Genomic DNA, 16,697 nt, shown 5'->3' with positions numbered 1-16,697 from the left:
TCAGGACTCCGACAAGGTGGCACAGCCGGTGGTGACAGGCTGATGCGTGGCAAGATGGTGGATGGCAAACCAGAGCTGACCGGCGGCGATGCCACCGTCATTGAGCGGCAGGGTTTCGCTGGTCAATACCTGCCGACCGGCCGCTTCGAGAGCGGGAACAAGTTGGTCCATCAGCACCCGGTTTTGAAAGACGCCGCCCCCGAGCGCCACCGGATAGTCGGGGAGGCGCTCGGCCAGGGCAACCACCAGATTGCTGATGGCGCGGATAAAACCGGCGGCCAGGCTGGCGGTGGCGGTGCCTTGGCGCCGCTCGCTGACAAGGGTATTGATGAGCTCGGCCCACTCGATCTGCAGCGGCCCCTCTGTTGATTGGCTGAGATCAAAGGCAAGGGGTAAGGGCTGTTCATCAGGGGCCAGCTGCAAGGCAGCCGCCTCCAGCAATAGCCCCGCTTCGCCCTCGTAATCGGGGGTGTCGATCACTCCCAAGATCGCTGCCACCGCATCGAACAGTCGACCGATGGAGCTGGTGTAGGGGGCGTTGCGACCGAGATGCCAGAGCTGGTGCAGGTTGCTGATCCGCTTAAGGGGCAGTTGCTTGATCAACGGAATATCGAGGGCACTGATCTCCTCAGGGCTGTGCGATTCAAACAGCAGCCCCAGCAGCTGGCGCACCGGCTCGCGAATGGCAGCCTCGCCGCCGATCAGCTTGAAAGGCGCGAGGTGGGCAACACGATCGAAGCCCTTAACGTCTGCGATCAGCAGCTCGCCGCCCCAGAGGGTGCCGTCATCGCCAAGGCCGGTGCCATCGAAGGCAACACCCAGCACCGAGCCCGTGATGTTGTGCTCGGCCATCACCCCCAGCAGGTGGGCGTGATGGTGCTGCACCTCGAGGTGGGTCGCACCCTGATCCTGGCAATAGCTTTTGGCCCACTGGCGGCTGAGGTAGCCGGGGTGGCGATCCGAGACCAGAACTTCGGGTTTGAGATCGTAGAGATTGCGAAAGGTGGCCAGGGTCTGCTCGAAGTGCTCCTGCATCGGCAGGCTGTGCAGATCGCCGATATAGGGGCTGTAGATGCGCTGGCGGCCGAAGGCGAGCGCCAGCTGGTTCTTCTGCTGCGCCCCGACCGCCAAGAGCGGCACCCTGACCGCCTCTTTCAGGCTGGGGGTGCAGGGGGCATAGCCTCGGGCGAGGCGCAACGTCTGGCGTCGCCCGCCCGCCCACTGCACCAGACTGTCGTCGCACGGGTGCAGGATTGGGCGGTTGTGATCCAGGATGCCGTCAATCTCGCTGCCGAGTTCCCTGACCACCGCCTCGCACTCGATGAGGATTGGGCTGCCACGACCATTGGCGCTGGTGGCCACCAGCGGCATGGCGCAGGCGTCCAGCAGCAGCTGATGGAGCGGGGTATAGGGGAGCATGATGCCAAGGTAGGGGATGCCGGGGGCGATCCCCTCGGCCAGCGGCGCCGTTGTCAGTTGGGATTCTGACGGCCGATCATCGCTTTTTCGCTTGCGCAGCAAGGTGATGGGTCTGGCCTGAGAGGCGAGCAGTTGCCACTCGTCTTCGCAGCCGGTGACATGGAGCTTGGCCTCGGCAAGGGAGCCCATCATCACCGCCAGCGGCTTGCGTGCGCGCCGCTTGAGTGTTCGCAATGTAGCCACACTCTGTTCATTGCGAGCATCACATATCAGGTGATACCCCCCCATCCCCTTGACCGCAATCAGCGCCCCCGCCTGCAGGGCGCTTGCAGCTGCTTGCAGGGCATCCTCGCGCTCGGCCAGCGCATCGCCGTGGCCGCTGCGCCAGCTGAGATGGGGCCCGCACTCGGGGCAGCTCACCGGCTGGGCGTGGTAGCGTCTGTCCAGCGGGTTTTCATAGGCCGCCGCACAGCGCGGACACATGGCAAAGCCCGCCATGGCAGTGTGGGGTCTGTCGTAGGGGAGGCGGTGGATGATGGTGTAGCGCGGGCCGCAGTGGGTGCAGTTGGTAAAGGGGTAGCGATGGTGGCGATCCGAAGGGTTGGCCACGTCCGTGGCGCACGCCTCGCACATCCCCTGATCCGGCGAGATGGCGACCGTGGCCGCGCTCTGCTGCTGGCTCGCTTTAATTCGAAACTGGCCATGAAATTGGCCATCAAAGTCGGGATCATGAGCAAGGGGCAGCTCCCGCTCGCTGAAATGATCGATGCGGCTAAGCGGCGGCGCCAGTTCCCGCAGTTCGCGGGCAAAGGCTGTGAGCTGCTCAGGGGATCCTTCGGCGCCAATGGTGACGCCGTTGGCATCGTTCAAGACATAACCGGCAAGGCTGTGGCGCAGTGCCAGCCCATAGACGAAGGGGCGAAAGCCGACCCCCTGAACGATGCCGTCGATATGAAATTCGCGGCGCAGCCGGTTGGCCACAGGATTGGCAGAGCCAGAGGGGGCGATGGTGGCGCTCATGCCAGCTCCATCTCATCTTGAGTGGCTGGCAGACGCAGCACCCGGCGCTCGTTCTCCTCGCGCCGTACCCAGCCATCCATCTCCATGCGCAGGCAGAACGGAATGGCGTATTTACGCGACAAACCGGTGATCTCCTTGAGGGATGCCATGTCGATCAGATCTCCCACCTGCTGGCCCGCCAGCACGGCGGCGACCATCTGGTTGTAAAGCTCGGCGTCGTAGTAGATGGGGCCATCGAGCTGCACCAGATACTTGAGTCGCGCCAGATTGCGCAGCTGCTTTTGCAACGCGCCTTTTTGCAGCAAGCCCTGCTGCAGGGCCGCGGGCAGCTTGCGGGTGATAAAGGGATCCAGCTCCACGCCGCCGGGGCCCAGTTTACCGGGCTCGTACCCCTCCTTGCCTTGATCTCGCACCACCTTGAGCACCAGCTGTGCCTCCTCCCCCAGATCATCTTCCGACTCGCCGTTGCCCGGTTGCCACTTGTCATGGTGCAGGCGAATAAGCTGCTCGCTCTTGAGCTGCTGGAGCAAGGCCTGAGTGACCGGCAGGACGATGCCAAAGCGGGTTGCCAGCTCGGCGGCACTCAGCGGTTCGCTGGCCAGCGTGGCCAGCAGTTGATCGCGGCTCTGGGCCAGCCAGCAGTTATCCAGCAGCCACTCACCGAGGGGAGTGACCAGCTCTGGCCGCTGGTCAAAGCGGCTGGCCAGCACATAGCCGTTGAGCCCCAGTTGCAGGGTGGCCGGGTTGTAGTGTTCGAGCTCATCTGGCAGCTCGCCCAGCAGGGCGTGCAGCGCCTTGCGTCTGGCGGGGTGGATGTCGCCGCACCAGACGATGCGGGCGCCGTGCAGCAGTTCGCTACTGCCGTGGCGAATGATGGCGAGTGGCTGGCCGAAGAAGCAGGGGATGGGGCTGGTAAAGATCAGCCGCGCCAGCCGGGTATCCTTGATGGGCACGAAACGGGCCCGGCCATGCCAGCTGCCAAGGGCCACCTCGACCTCCTTGTTGTGCAGAGAGGGGCGCAGTGTCTTGCTACTCAGGCTCTCGGCGTTGAGTCGCACGATAAGGTGGGTTGCCGCCTCGCACTGGCCAGTGGCGCTGGTGAGGCAGTGACCGCGTGCCACCTCCTTGTGAGGCACTTTTTTAAGGCCCACCGCCACCCGGCAGACGGCGCCAATCTCGTCGACGCTCTGGTGATAGGCCTGCAGGGAGCGCACCTGCACCTCCCGATCGGCGGGGTAGAGGCGCAGCTTGTCTCCCACTTTGAGGCTGCCCTGCTGCAAGGTGCCGGTCAGCACAGTGCCGGTACCGTTGGCGGTAAAGACCCTGTCTACATAGAGGCGCGGGGCGGCCTGCTCGCGGGGGACATGATGCTCGGCCATATCCCCCAACTGGCGCACGATGGCGGCGTGCAGGGCTGCCATATTCTCGCCGGTTTTGGCGCTGACGCTGACGATGTCGGGCACCATGCCGCTCTCGTCCATTACCCGCTCCAGCAGGCTCTCTTCCAACAGCAAAAGCTCGTCAGGGGAGACCAGATCGCACTTGTTGATGCAGACCAAGAAGCGCGGCACCCCCATCGCCTTGAGCAGGCGCAGGTGATCGCCGGTCATTGGCATCCACCCCTCGTCGGCGGCAATCACCAGCAGCACCAGATCCAGACTCCAGAGCCCCGCCACCATATTGCGGATATAGCGCTCGTGGCCGGGCACGTCGATGACGCCTATGGTGTTGCCCTGACCGTCGTCGAAGTGGGCAAAGCCGAGATCCTGGGTCATGCCGATGGCCTGCTCGTGGGCACGGGCGGTGGTGATGCCGGTGAGGGCCTTGATCAGCTGGGTCTTGCCGTGATCCACGTGGCCGGCAAGGCCGATAACGGCGCGATAGGGGGTCATGGGATCAGGGCTCCTCGGTCGCATTTGTTGCATTGAACGGGGCGGGCAGCAGCAATTCCATGAGTTGGGCGATCAACAGCTCCATCTCCGCCGGCAGCAGGGTGGCCATATTGAGCAGCACCTTCTGCTGGCGTACGGTGGCGATGACCGGCACCGGCAGTTCGCGCAAATCATCGAGCAGCTGCTGGGCCGGGCGCGGGTCGGTGCACTCCAGCGCAGGGGCCGGGTAGAACTCGTCCGGCAATGTGCCGCCGCCCACCACCAGCTGGGCGGGGACGGGTACAAAACAACCGGGCAGGGCGGACATCAGCTGGTCGGCTCTCGCCTGCATGGCGGCCGGATTGCTCAGGGTGCGCTGGGCGATACCCTCGCCGACGGGAGATTTGTTGAGCTTGTGGATGAGCAGGCGTTCGAGCAGGGAGTAGACGATGCGGCTCGGGCGGAAGGTGCGCATCATGGGGTGTTTTTCCAGCCGCTTGATAAGGTCGCTGCGGCCACTGATGATGCCTGATTGCGGGCCACCCAGCAGCTTGTCGCCGGAGTAGCAGACCAGATCTGCCCCCGCCTTGATGTACTGACGCACCGAGGTTTCATCCGGCGCAAACTCTTCGCTGGTCAAGCCGGAGCCCTGATCCACTGCCAGCACCACGTGCTCGGGCAGGGCGCGGGCCACCTCGCCGATATCGGGTGATTCGGTAAAGCCGCGAATGGCGAAATTGGATCTGTGCACCATCAGTACCAGCGCGGTCTGATCGGTGATGGCATCGAGGTAATCTTTGGCGGTAGTGATATTGGTAGTGCCTACCTCCACCAGTTTGGCGCCGGAGAGCGCCAGAATATCGGGGATGCGAAAGCCGCCGCCAATCTGGATCTGCTCGCCGCGCGAGACGATCACCTCGCGCCCCTTGGCCACCTCCTGCAGCAGCAAAAAGAGCGAGGCGGCGTTGTTGTTGACCACCAGCGAATCCTCGGCCTGGGTGAGGCAACGGAGCAGGGGCGCGATCAGCCCCTTGCGCCCGCCGCGCTTGCCGGTGGCGAGATCCAGCTCCAGATTGTTGTAGCCGGTGTTGAGGTCACGCACCTCGTCCCACAGCTCGTGACTTAATGGCGAGCGCCCCAGATTGGTATGCACCAGGGTGCCGGTGGCGTTGATCACCCGGGTTTGACGCTGGCGCAACTGCTGTCGGCAGCGCTTGGCAATCAGCGCCTCGATCTGCTCGGGGGCAACGCCATGATGGCGAAAATCTTCGCTCTGGCGCAGCTCGCTCAGGGTGTCGCGCACCGCCTGAGTCACCAGCGGGCGGCTCAGCGTTTCGATAAAACCGGCGAGAAAGGGTTGCTGCAGCAGCTGTTCCACTTGCGGCAAACGGCGCGTTGGTTGCTGGCCGGGCTGTTGCTGTGAATCTGGCAGTGAATCGTCGGCAGCCGTACCTGATGCGGGCTGGCGGTGGGGGATGGCTGACGCGTGAGACGAGTTCGGCATGGGATTACCAGTGCAGTGCGTGGGTTCGGGATGCGCACCGGTTTGCCGATAGAGAGGCCGAGCTGACGGGTTATGGCACTGCTGGCGATTTGCGGATGAGTGCAAACTGGGTGCATAAATGAGCGGGTATAAATTAATGCTGCATCGATGCTGATAAATTAATTTTTGGCCAGCGAGATAACCTGAGTTCGGATTATATTGGCAAGCGGCAAGCACCTTTTTTAAGGTATTACTTCAAACATGTTGAACAAACAATGGAAATAACATCCAGGCCAAAAAATTCAGCGGGAGAGTATTTGTTCAATAGATAAATTTGGCGGAAGAGGCAGGAATCGAACCTGCCAAAGCCTTCTCGGCTCACATCGGTTTTGAAGACCGAGGAGGCCACCAGACCCCATCAACTTCCGTAACGGTCGCCATTTTGTGGCAAATTTCTGTGACTGGCAACGCTTTTTTTGTCATAAAAAAGCGAGAGTTAGCGATTTTTTGAAAAAATCAAAGAACCTTGTTTTATATCAAATTCAGCACAATTAGCCCGATGTTTTTAATTTAACATCGGGCCTCGATCACATTGCCGGAACCGTCGGTCAATAACGGTCGTTAACAACTCGATAAATAATCACCGCTTGGCGTTGGCAATATTCCACGGATCCAGTTTATCTATTAACAGACTGGTGTCACTGGCGGCATCAAGATGCTGATAAAGATAATCCATCGCCTCGCTCACCATCTCGGTCATCGGGAAGGAGAACGCTACGATGGCCGGTTGTACCCCGACAAAGATCACCTCGGGGACAAAGGTCTTGAGCTCGTCGATCAGGAAATTGAGCGGCATATTGTGGGTCGAGAAGATAAACATCTCGGCGATGGTCTCGGGGGGGATCACCTGCAGGGTACCCGCCTTCTCGCCGATCTCGGCGGCATCCACCAGCACCACCCGCTCAGGTTGCAGCTCCCGCACCTTGTAGACCACATTTTCCGGCGCGATGCCGCCGTCGATATGGATCCAGCCGGGCAGGGGGGCGGCCTGCAGTTTGTCGGCGAGATAGGGGCCGGCACCGTCGTCCCCCATCATGGCATTGCCCACGGTCAACACGAGATTGCAGCCCATCAGCGGCTCCTTACCATCAGGTACATATGGGGGTCGTTAAAGAGGGCGGTGAGCTGATCCATAAAGGTATTGGTCCAGCCCAGCTCCTGCTCATCGAGCAGATTGTCGGCTTTGCGCAGTCGGTCGAAGGCGCAGGCCAGCATATGGCAGTGCTCGCGATAGATGGTGATCTCGCCAAAGGTGAGAAACCCCTCCATCTTGCGGCGCGCTTCGCTCCCCTCTGGCAGCTTGGCCACCCAGTCGCGATAACCGGTCAGCGAGCAGACCAGGTCTGCTCGCAGGCAATCGACGATGCCGAGGTGATGGCCGATGGCGAGGCTGTAGTACATCACCTCCTTTGCTTCCTCGGGGACGTCGAACTGCTCGTCGACGAACTTGCGCGAGAGGCGATAGAAGAAAACCTCGTCAGCCATGTACCGCCTCTCCCTTGCCGGCTGCCCGGTTAAGGCAGGCGTTTGCGAGGTTGTTGACGATCTCCGCCAGGCGCGGATCGTCGTGCTGATCGAGGTAGCTCTGGATGCGCAGATCCACATCCTGCTGGGTCGCCCCTTCGAGCAGGGCCATGAACTCGTCGGCGATGATCCGCCCCTGCCGGTAACCGGCCATGCGGCGCGCCTCGCGTTCGATCATCACCCGGATTTCATTGGGGATGCCGGTGTGGCGCAGTTCGACCCGCTCACCCGGTTGCACCTCGTGGCTGGTGGCTTTGAGTTTCTGCTCAAGCAGACCGAGCGCCACCGCAAAGCCGTAGATGGTGGCTGCCGGTGTGGGGGGGCAGCCGGGGATATAGACATCCACCGGCACGATCTTGTCGGTGCCGCCCCAGACGCAGTAGAGGTCGTGGAAGATGCCGCCGTCACAGCCGCAGGCGCCGTAGGCGATGCAGATCTTGGGATCGGGCGCCGCCTCGTAGGCGCGCAGGGCCGGTACCCGCATTGCCCGGGTCACAGCGCCGGTAAAGAGCAGGATGTCGGCGTGGCGGGGGGAGGCAACCACCTTGATGCCGAAACGCTCGGCATCGAACAGCGGGGTGATGGTGGCGAAGATCTCGATCTCGCAGGCGTTGCAGCCGCCGCAATCGACCCGGTAGACATAGGCCGAGCGGCGAATGTCCTTGAGCAGGGTCTTCTTGAGTTTGGTGATCTCGGGATCCTGTGCCAGCGGCACGGCGCGGGTATGGGCATGGCCGACAACCGGTTCTATGCCTTTGATCTTGCTCATCACATCCACTCCTGTTGTGTGGCTATCGGTGTGATCAGGGCCGAGTCAGGCTGGCTCAGCATGCTCTGCTTTCGTTTGCAGTCGGGGCAGTGGTGCAGCCGCTCCGGGTTGGTCAGCGGTGTGCCCGCCTGCTTGAGGGTGTCCTCCACCAGCGTCACCAGCTTGCTCGGGGCAAAGTAGGTGCCGCACAGGGTGCAGGGGGCCAGCGCGAAGCGCGCCTCCTCATAAAGATCCGCCTTGTTGGTCACCGCCAGTTCGAACTCGGGGGAGAGGGCGATGGCGCGGGTCGGGCAGACCTCCTCGCAGCGGCCGCAGAAGATGCAGCGCGCCATGGAGATCTCCCAGCGCCGTTCGCCGGTCTCCATATCCACTTCCATCACCAGCGCGTTGGCCGGGCAGGCCTTGGTGCAGGCGGAGCAGGCGATGCACTGATCCGCCTGATATTTCGGTTTGCCGCGAAAATCCCGATTTACCTCGTAAGGGGCGAAGGGGTACTTGGCGGTCGGGGTGCCAGCCTTGAGGATGGTCTTGAACAGCTTGATCATGATGACCCCTTATTTCAGCGGAGAGTTTTTGCGATCGATGCCGTAGCGCTCGATCTCCTTGTAGGAGACCACGGTGGATTTGCCCTTCTTGGGGTCGACCAGAGTGACCCGGTCGGTACAGGAGTAGCAGGGATCCAGACTGCCGATGATGAGCGGTGCATCCGCCACGGTATTGCCGCGCAGCATGTAGCGCAGGGCGGGCCAGTTGGCGTAGGTGGCGGCGCGGCAGCGCCAGCGGAACAGTTTCTGGTTGTCCCCGGTCATGCTCCAGTGGACGTTCTCGCCGCGGGGCGCCTCGGTAAAGCCCAGCGCAAACTTGCCCGGCTGGTAGGTGAAGCCTTCGGTCAACAGCGGCCCCTCCGGCAGGTGCTCAAGGCCGAACTCAATCATGTCGAGGGAGTCGTAGAGCTCGTGGATCCGCACCAGCACCCGGGATTGCACGTCGCAACCCGCCTTGGTCTGGATCTCCATCGGCAGCTCGCGGTAGCCGGCAAAGTCGTGGACCCGGCGCACGTCACGTTTGAAGCCGCTCGCCCGCACCATGGGGCCGACGCAGCTGAAATCGCGGGCAATCTGTGGCTCGAGCTTGCCGATACCGATGAGGCGGGAGGAGATGTTGGCGGTATCCAGCAGCATGGCCACCAGGGGGTTGAGCTCATTACGGAGCTCGCGCACCAGCTGGGCACCCTTGATGCGATCTTCCTTGAAGATATCGCGGCGTACCCCGCCAATCAGGTTGAGGCCGTAGGTCTTGCGGGCGCCGGTCAGCAGCTCGGCCAGGGTCATGGATTTCTCCCGCACCCGGAAGAACTGCATAAAGCCGGTGTCGAAACCGGTGAAGTGGCTCGACAGGCCGATGTTGAGGATATGGCTGTGCAGGCGCTCCACCTCCAGCAGCACGGCGCGGATCATCTTCGCCCGCTCCGGCACCGGAATACCCATGGCGTTCTCTACCGAGGTGGTATAGGCGACGCTGTGGGTAAAGCCGCAGATGCCGCAGACCCGGTCGGTCAGAAACGCCACTTCGTTGTAGCCCATGCGGGTTTCCGCCAGCTTCTCCATGCCGCGATGGACATAGAAGAGGCGGTAGTCGGCATCGATGATGTCTTCCCCATCGACGAACAGACGAAAGTGGCCCGGTTCATCGGAGGTGATGTGCAGCGGACCGACCGGCACGATGCGGTTGGCATCACTGCCCAGCTCGTTGACGAAGGGGTAGGTCTCGGTGTCGGTGGTGGGCATCGGGCGCTGGCGGTAATCCATGGCGTCCTTGCGCAGTGGATGGATATCCTCCGGCCAGTCATCCGGCAGTACCAGACGGCGTTCGTCCGGCAGGCCGATGGCGCGCAGGCCGTACATGTCGCGGATCTCCCGCTCGCCCCACACCGCCGCCGGAATGGTCGGGGTGATGGAGGGGTACTCCTGGGTATCGGCATCCACCAGCACCTTGACGGTGATCCAGCACTTGGGGTCGCCCTCCATGGAGAAGACGTGGTAGACGGCGAAGTGGCCGTTGAGGCTGCGCTCGTCATTGGCAAAGGAGAGCGGAAGCCAGCCCCCCAGCTGATGGAAGATCAGGCTGGCGGTCTCGACCAGACTGGTGGGTTTGACGGTGATGGTGGCCTGATCGGCGGTTTGCCACTCCTCGTCGACGATGGCGTGGGGCAGTTGTGCTCGCACCTGCTGGATGTAGTCGCAGCCGATGCGATCCGAAATGGCGATGGTCATGCAGTTCTCACTTTAATGTTCGGGAATGAGCATTCGGTAAAGGTGAAATCGGAAAAAGTTGCTGTGCTGGCGGGCATGATTCAGATCCCGACCAGATAGGCGAGCAGCGCCAGCAGGGCCAGCCCCAAGCCGTAGCGGGTGAGCTTGTGGGTGCGCACGAACTGGGTACGGGCCATGGCGTTTTCGATGATGCCGGCCAGCAAAAAGGCCACCAGCAGCTTGCAGGCGAGGATCAGCGCCGCGCCGATGAGCGCAGGCAGACTCCAGTTGGCCGCCTTGCCGAAGGGCAGGAAAATGACCAGAAAGAGCTGCACCACCACCAGTTGCTTGAGGCCGATGGAGAGCTTGAGCAGGGCCAGGCCCGCACCGGAATACTCGGTGAGCGGCCCCTCTTGCAGCTCCTGCTCGGCTTCGGCGCAGTCAAAGGGCAGCTTGCCCATCTCGACAAACACCGCGAAGGCGCAGGCGGCACCCGCCAAGAGGGTAGCGATGGGGGCGGCCAGTGGCTGGGTCGCTACATAGCTGCTGATATTGCCCAGATCCGAGCTGCCCACCATCATCGCCATGATGAAGCAGGCGAGCACCAGAATGGGCTCCACCAGAATGCCGAGGGTCAGCTCGCGGCGGGCGCCGATCCCTGCAAACATGCTGCCGCTGTCGAGCCCCGAGAGGGAGAAGAAGAAGCGGAAGATGGCGAACAGATAGATATCGGTGATGAGATCCCCGGCAATGGGGAAGGGGGACTCATGAGTCAGGGTCGGCAGCGCCATCCCTACCAGCAAGAGGGCGGCAATGAGCAGCGCAGGCATCAGGTTGAAGATGATGCCGGCAGGCTCGGGGCTCACCTCCTGACGGCGCAGGAGCTTGGCGATATCCCGGTAATCCTGCAGCAGGCCCGGCCCCTGACGGGAGTGCATCTTGGCCCGCAGCACCCGGTTGAAACCGGTGGCGAGCGGCGCCAGCGCCAGCATGGCGATGGCCTGGGTCAGGGCGAGGGCAACCATGCCCCAGCTCGGCATTTCAAGAACAGGCATATCAGACTCCTACAGCCATCAGGATAAAGAGCGCCAGCACAAGGCCGTGCAGCAGCCAGCCGGTTGTCCCGCTGGTATCGCTCACCCCGTGCAGGGCGCTGGCCAGATCGAGCTGCGGTTGCTTGCGATAGAGCGGCGCGCAGAGTTGGCGCAAGGTGTGGGTGACACCGCCCGAGGTGAGGCTCATGCGCTCCTCGTAGGCGTAACCACAAGCCCACGGGGTGCCAGCGTGACGACGACCCAGCTTGGGCCCCTTGAAGATGGCCAGTACCAGCAGCGGGATGAGGAACAGACCCAGCAAGGTGATGGCGATAACGGGCGGGGAGAGGATCGCTTGACTGCTATCGAGCGGCAGCAGGGTGGCGCCGGTGGCGACACTCATTTGGCTGGCAACCAAGGCTTGGCCATAGCTGGCGATATGGGGGGCAATCCAGGGGGCGCCCAGACCCAGCACCAGACAGACCGCGGCCAGCAGCAGGGTGCCTGCCACCATGGCGCCCGGCACTTCGCGGGCGTGACTCGCTTTCTCGCTGCGCGGGGCGCCGCAGAAGCAGATGCCGTACACCTTGACGAAACACATCACCGCCATGGCGCCGGTTACCGCCAGCATCACTACCGCGAGCGGCGCGACGACGGAGGTGCCGAGCTTGGTCATGGAGAGCAGGGATTGGTAGATAAACCACTCGCTGACAAAGCCGTTGAGCGGCGGCAGCGCCGAGATGGCCATGGCACCGATGAGAAACGCCAGCGCAGTCCAGGGCATCAGCTTGGCCAGCCCCCCCATCTTGTCCATGTCACGGGTGTGCAGGCGGAACATCACAGAGCCGGTACCCATAAAGAGCAGGCTCTTGAAGATGGCGTGGTTGAGCAGGTGATAGAGGGCGCCGAGCAGCCCCAGCACCACCAGCGCCGGTTGCTGGTTGGCGATGCCGATCATGCCGATGCCCATCCCCATCAGGATGATGCCGATGTTCTCCACCGTGTGGTAGGCGAGCAGCCGCTTGAGGTCGTGTTCGGCCAGCGCAAACAGCACCCCGAGCACCGCCGAGCAGGCACCGAAGATCAGCACCACATAGCCCCACCAGAGCTGGCTGGCGCCGAGAAAATCGATGCAGACCCGCAAAATGCCAAAGAGACCCAGCTTCACCATGACGCCGGACATCAGCGCCGAGATATGGGACGGCGCAACGGGCTCGGCCACCGGCAACCAGCCGTGCAGCGGCACGAAACCGGCGCGCAGGCCAAAGCCGCAGAAGCTGAGCAGGAACACCAGGGATGCCAAACCGCCCGCCAGATGGTGCTCGCGCAGCGCGGCGAACTCCAGCGAGCCGCTTTCGCGGCAGAGCAGCCAGAAGGCGACCAGCACCAGCGCCATGCCGATATGGTTCATCACCAGGTAGAGGCGGCTCTGTTTGGCAGCCTCCGGGTTGGTCTTGACCAGCCAGTAGGTGGTGAGGGTCACCAGCTCGTAGCAGAGCAAGAAACCGAGCGCGTTGTCGGCCAGCACCATGCCCACCATGGCAAAGAGGAAGAGGTTCATCAGCGCGCCGATGGCCACATCCCCCTTGCCCTGATATTCGCGGATATAGGCAAAGGAGTAGAGGGCGACGGCGACGCCGACGGTGCTAATCACCAGCAGCATCAGCGCGGCCAGCATATCCAGATGCACCGAGCCCAACAGCCAGAGCTGGCCGTCGACGGGCGCGCCTTGGGCAAAGATCTGGATGGCGGCGACCAGACCCGCGAGCGAGCCCAGCAGGGCAAAGCCGCTATTGAGACGGTTGGCCAGTGCGGGCAGTTTTTGCAGGAGCAAACCGGCGGCAGCGCCCAGCAAAAAGAGCAGGAGCGTGGCCATGACAAGGGGGGACAACATCAGCGAACTCCCTCTGTGGTAGATAAATCGGATGCAGGGAGCGCCGTGGCAGGCGCCGAGAAGGCAGAGGCCCCTTGCGGGTTGGTGTCGGCCGCTTGCTGGCGACGGATACGGGCGGCGCGTTCGGTGTCGCCGTCATTGACCAGCTTCAATGCCTGGGAGGGGCAGGCTCCGACACAGGCCGGGCCATCGGCGCGAAACTCGCACAGGTCGCACTTGACGGCGATGCTGCGCACCCCCGGCTCCCAGCTCAGCAGATCCTCGCCAAAGCAGCGCAGGCCAGCGGAGGTGGAGGGGTTGCTGGAGCGGATGGAGCAGGGGATATAGGTGTCGTAACTGGTGGCCACGGCCACCGGACGGCTGCCGCCGCTCTGGATAGCGCCAAAGGGGCAGGCCACGGCGCAGAGGTTGCAGCCGATGCAGAGCGACTCGTTGAGTTGCACGCAATCGCCGGTCTGGCGAATTGCCTCGACCGGGCACACCTTGATGCAGGGGGCATCGTCACAGTGACGGCACTGAACCGGCATGGTCGCCTGCTCGTGTCGCATAACGGTTAAACGGGGGGCTTGCTGCAAACCTTGTGCCTTGTGTACCTCGCTGCAGGCCGCCATACAGGTGCCACAGCCGATACAAAGCTTGGGGTCAGCGATAACGAAGCGGTTCATAGCCTACCTTGTCGTGTCGCGAACGGAGAAAGTAGGGGCAGGTTGGCAAGATACGGGCCAGAATGGTTTTTGCTGCGAAATTGGTTTTAAGTGGCTGTTTTTAAATAAATAAAAATCTTGGTGTGGTTGAGTGAAGGTGCGAATGTGGCTGTCGAACTGTGACGTTCGTCACTTGTGACGAAGCCGCCCGGAGGGTTCGTCACCTTGGAAAACGCAGCATAAGTAGGGTGCAAAGAACGCAGTGAATTGCACCGCTTTCAAATATGTTCGCGGTGCACGGCGCTGCGCTTGTTGCACCCTACGGTGGGATGTCTGAGGGGGCGATGTGGTTTGCTCCCTTCTCCCCTTGCGGGAGAAGGGCTGGGGATGAGGGGGGAGGTCAGCCATATGTTCGCGGTGCACGGCGCTGCGCTTGTTGCACCCTACGGTGGGATGTCTGTGGGGGGCGATGTGGTTTGCCCCCTTCTCCCCTCGCGGGAGAAGGGTTGGGGATGAGGGGGCCGGTAACTGAGTTAACGGAAACAAGAGAGGGAGGCCCATGCCTCCCTCTCTACTTGCTGAGGTTTTCTATGCCTTTAAGAGGCCATCAACACGCCATCAGATATCCACCTGCGAACCCAGCTCGATAACCCGGTTGGGCGGGATCTCGAACTGATCCGGGGCGCGCAGGGCGTTGCGCTGCAGCAGCATAAAGAGCTTGCCGCGCAGATAGAGATACCAGGGGCGGTCTTTCATGATGAGTGACTCGTGGGCCATAAAGAACGAGGTCTCCATCATCCGGCAGCTGAGCCCCTCGGCGTTGCAGCGGTGGAAGATCTCCTCCACGTTCGGAGTTTCGCGCCAGCCGTAGCTCGCTACCACCCGCCAGAAGGTGGGGGAGAGCTGCTCGATGCAGACCCGGCGCACATTGTGGACGTAGGGCACATCCTCCACCCGCAGGGTGAGCAGGATGATCCGCTCGTGCAGCACCTTGTTGTGCTTGAGGTTGTGCAGAAGCGCATGGGGGATCACATTGACCACCCGCGACATATAGACCGCAGTGCCGGCCACCCGGGTTGGCGGGGATTTCTCCAGCGAGGCGATCATTGGCTCCAGCGAGTTGCCGTGCTCGTTCAGGCGACGAATAAGCTGAAAGCGCTCGCTCTTCCAGCTGGTCATCACGGTGAACATCACCGCGCCCAGGGTGAGCGGCAGCCAGCCGCCGGAGAAGATCTTGGCGAGGTTGGCGGCAAAGAGCGGCACATCGATACAGAGCAGCGCGGCAAACAGGATAGCCACCAGATACTTGTTCCAGTGCCAGCTGTTCTTGGCTACCGAGCAGGAGAGAATGGAGGTGAGCACCATGGTGCCGGTTACGGCGATGCCGTAGGCCGCCGCCAGATTGCTGGAGTGCTCGAAGCTCATGATGACGATCACCACCGAGATATAGAGCATCCAGTTGATGACCGGAATATAGATCTGGCCGGACTCCTGCTCGGAGGTGTGAACGATGCGAATGGGGGAGAGATAACCGAGGCGCACCGCCTGCCGGGTCAGCGAAAAGACCCCGGAGATCACCGCCTGCGAGGCGATCACCGTCGCCATGGTTGCCAAGAGCAGCAGCGGCACCAGCGCCCATTTCGGCGCGAGCAGGAAGAAGGGGTTGGCAATGGCGGCGGGGTTGCTCAGCAGCAGCGCCCCCTGACCGAAGTAGTTGAGCACCAGGGAGGGCAGCACCACGATAAACCAGGCGAGGCGGATTGGATTTTTGCCAAAGTGACCCATATCCGCGTAGAGCGCCTCCACCCCGGTGATGGCCAGCACCACGGCGCCGAGGGCAAAGAAGGAGGTGGTCTGGTACTGGACAAAGAAGCGCACCGCCCAGACGGGGTTGAGCGCCCCCAGCACCTCGGGGTTGTGGATGATACCGCGCAGCCCCAGCACCGCCAGCGTCATAAACCAGATCAGCATGATGGGGGCAAACAGCTTGCCCACCATGGCGGTGCCATGTTTCTGGATGGCAAACAGCAGGGTCAGCACCAGCACCGAGAGGGTGACGATATAGGGGTCGAGGGCGGGGGTGAGAATGCTCAGACCCTCAATGGCCGACATCACCGACATCGCCGGGGTGATCACCACCTCGCCATAGAAGAAGCTGCCGCCAATCAGGCCGAGGATGATCAGCAGCGGCGTCCAGCGGGTGGAGGCGTTGCGGGTCGCCAGCGACATCAGGGTGAGAATGCCACCCTCGCCGGCGTTGTCGGCCCGCATCACAAAGGAGAGGTACTTGACCGACACCACCAGGATCAGCAGCCAGAAGATCAGCGAGAGAAAGCCGAGAATGGAGGCCGGCTCGACGCCGAATCCGAATTGACCTGACAGGCACTCGCGCAAGGTATAGAGCGGGCTGGTGCCGATATCACCATAGACTACGCCAATCGCCGCCAGCATGACGCCGGACATGGCTTGTTGTTTATCACAGTTCATGAGTTCATCTTGTCAGTTTGATGTTTACACGTTTGCCAACGCACAGCTGCCCGACCTACCAAGAGAGTCGTGATATTTAATCGGGAGAAAATTAATGGATTGCGATGGGAAAGGGCGCTAACGGAATAGTGATCTGCTTGTCATGGAACACAGTCTGTTCATCTGTCATTAAGCTTATAATGACACACACTTTGCGGGAGTATGCTCAGTTATAAATAATCAAAAGTTCAATTTGAGTAA

12 protein-coding genes and 1 tRNA gene are annotated in these 16,697 nt (G+C 62.0%); all 13 read right to left on the bottom strand.

Going from position 1 to position 16,697, the window contains the following annotated elements:
- The 13 genes from hypF to kup all read right to left on the bottom strand — a co-directional run bounded on the left by hypF (position 1) and on the right by kup (position 16,457).
- Complete coding sequence (gene hypF / locus G5195_RS03095; protein WP_421235815.1) at positions 1 to 2,439, bottom strand: carbamoyltransferase HypF; 2,439 nt, start codon at positions 2,437 to 2,439, stop codon at positions 1 to 3.
- Positions 2,436 to 4,331, bottom strand: a complete 1,896-nt coding sequence (gene selB / locus G5195_RS03090) for a selenocysteine-specific translation elongation factor (RefSeq protein WP_421235814.1) — start codon at positions 4,329 to 4,331, stop codon at positions 2,436 to 2,438. Before selB ends, hypF begins: the two co-directional genes overlap by 4 nt.
- Before the next feature lie 4 nt (positions 4,332 to 4,335).
- Positions 4,336 to 5,814, bottom strand: a complete 1,479-nt coding sequence (selA, locus tag G5195_RS03085; RefSeq protein ID WP_421235813.1) for an L-seryl-tRNA(Sec) selenium transferase — start codon at positions 5,812 to 5,814, stop codon at positions 4,336 to 4,338.
- Positions 5,815 to 6,128: 314 nt separating this feature from the next.
- Positions 6,129 to 6,220, bottom strand: a tRNA-Sec gene (locus G5195_RS03080).
- A 213-nt stretch (positions 6,221 to 6,433) separates the two neighbouring features.
- A complete protein-coding gene (hycI, locus tag G5195_RS03075) occupies positions 6,434 to 6,925 on the bottom strand; it encodes a hydrogenase maturation peptidase HycI (RefSeq protein ID WP_421235812.1) in 492 nt (163 codons plus the stop codon).
- The gene (locus G5195_RS03070; RefSeq protein WP_011706331.1) at positions 6,925 to 7,338 is read right to left on the bottom strand and encodes a formate hydrogenlyase maturation HycH family protein; all 414 of its coding nucleotides are present in this window, start codon (positions 7,336 to 7,338) and stop codon (positions 6,925 to 6,927) included. The genes hycI and G5195_RS03070 overlap by 1 nt, the downstream gene beginning before the upstream one ends.
- Positions 7,331 to 8,146, bottom strand: coding sequence for an NADH-quinone oxidoreductase subunit B family protein (locus G5195_RS03065; protein WP_005301886.1), 816 nt, complete (start codon positions 8,144 to 8,146; stop codon positions 7,331 to 7,333). Before G5195_RS03065 ends, G5195_RS03070 begins: the two co-directional genes overlap by 8 nt.
- Positions 8,146 to 8,691 carry a formate hydrogenlyase complex iron-sulfur subunit gene (locus tag G5195_RS03060; protein WP_421235811.1) on the bottom strand — a complete coding sequence of 182 codons (546 nt, stop codon included), beginning with the start codon at positions 8,689 to 8,691 and terminating at the stop codon, positions 8,146 to 8,148. The genes G5195_RS03065 and G5195_RS03060 overlap by 1 nt, the downstream gene beginning before the upstream one ends.
- 9 nt (positions 8,692 to 8,700) lie before the next feature.
- Entirely contained in the window at positions 8,701 to 10,419 is a 1,719-nt protein-coding gene (locus G5195_RS03055) for an NADH-quinone oxidoreductase subunit C (RefSeq protein ID WP_421235810.1), read from the bottom strand.
- Positions 10,420 to 10,499: 80 nt separating this feature from the next.
- The gene (locus G5195_RS03050) at positions 10,500 to 11,453 is read right to left on the bottom strand and encodes a respiratory chain complex I subunit 1 family protein (RefSeq protein WP_421235809.1); all 954 of its coding nucleotides are present in this window, start codon (positions 11,451 to 11,453) and stop codon (positions 10,500 to 10,502) included.
- Position 11,454: 1 nt separating this feature from the next.
- On the bottom strand, positions 11,455 to 13,326 hold the full coding sequence (gene hyfB / locus G5195_RS03045) for a hydrogenase 4 subunit B (protein WP_421235808.1): 1,872 nt from the start codon (positions 13,324 to 13,326) through the stop codon (positions 11,455 to 11,457).
- Positions 13,326 to 13,991 (bottom strand): 4Fe-4S dicluster domain-containing protein, encoded by a 666-nt coding sequence (locus G5195_RS03040; RefSeq protein WP_005351526.1) that lies wholly within the window; start codon positions 13,989 to 13,991, stop codon positions 13,326 to 13,328. Before G5195_RS03040 ends, hyfB begins: the two co-directional genes overlap by 1 nt.
- A gap of 597 nt (positions 13,992 to 14,588) precedes the next feature.
- Entirely contained in the window at positions 14,589 to 16,457 is a 1,869-nt protein-coding gene (gene kup, locus G5195_RS03035) for a low affinity potassium transporter Kup (RefSeq protein WP_075114750.1), read from the bottom strand.
- Positions 16,458 to 16,697: the final 240 nt, after the last annotated feature.

The organism is Aeromonas sp. 601039, from assembly GCF_049174415.1.
Classification (GTDB): Bacteria; Pseudomonadota; Gammaproteobacteria; order Enterobacterales; family Aeromonadaceae; genus Aeromonas; species Aeromonas veronii_A.
Note: the sequence above shows the minus strand (reverse complement) of the source record. Positions and strands in the feature narration are given on the sequence as shown.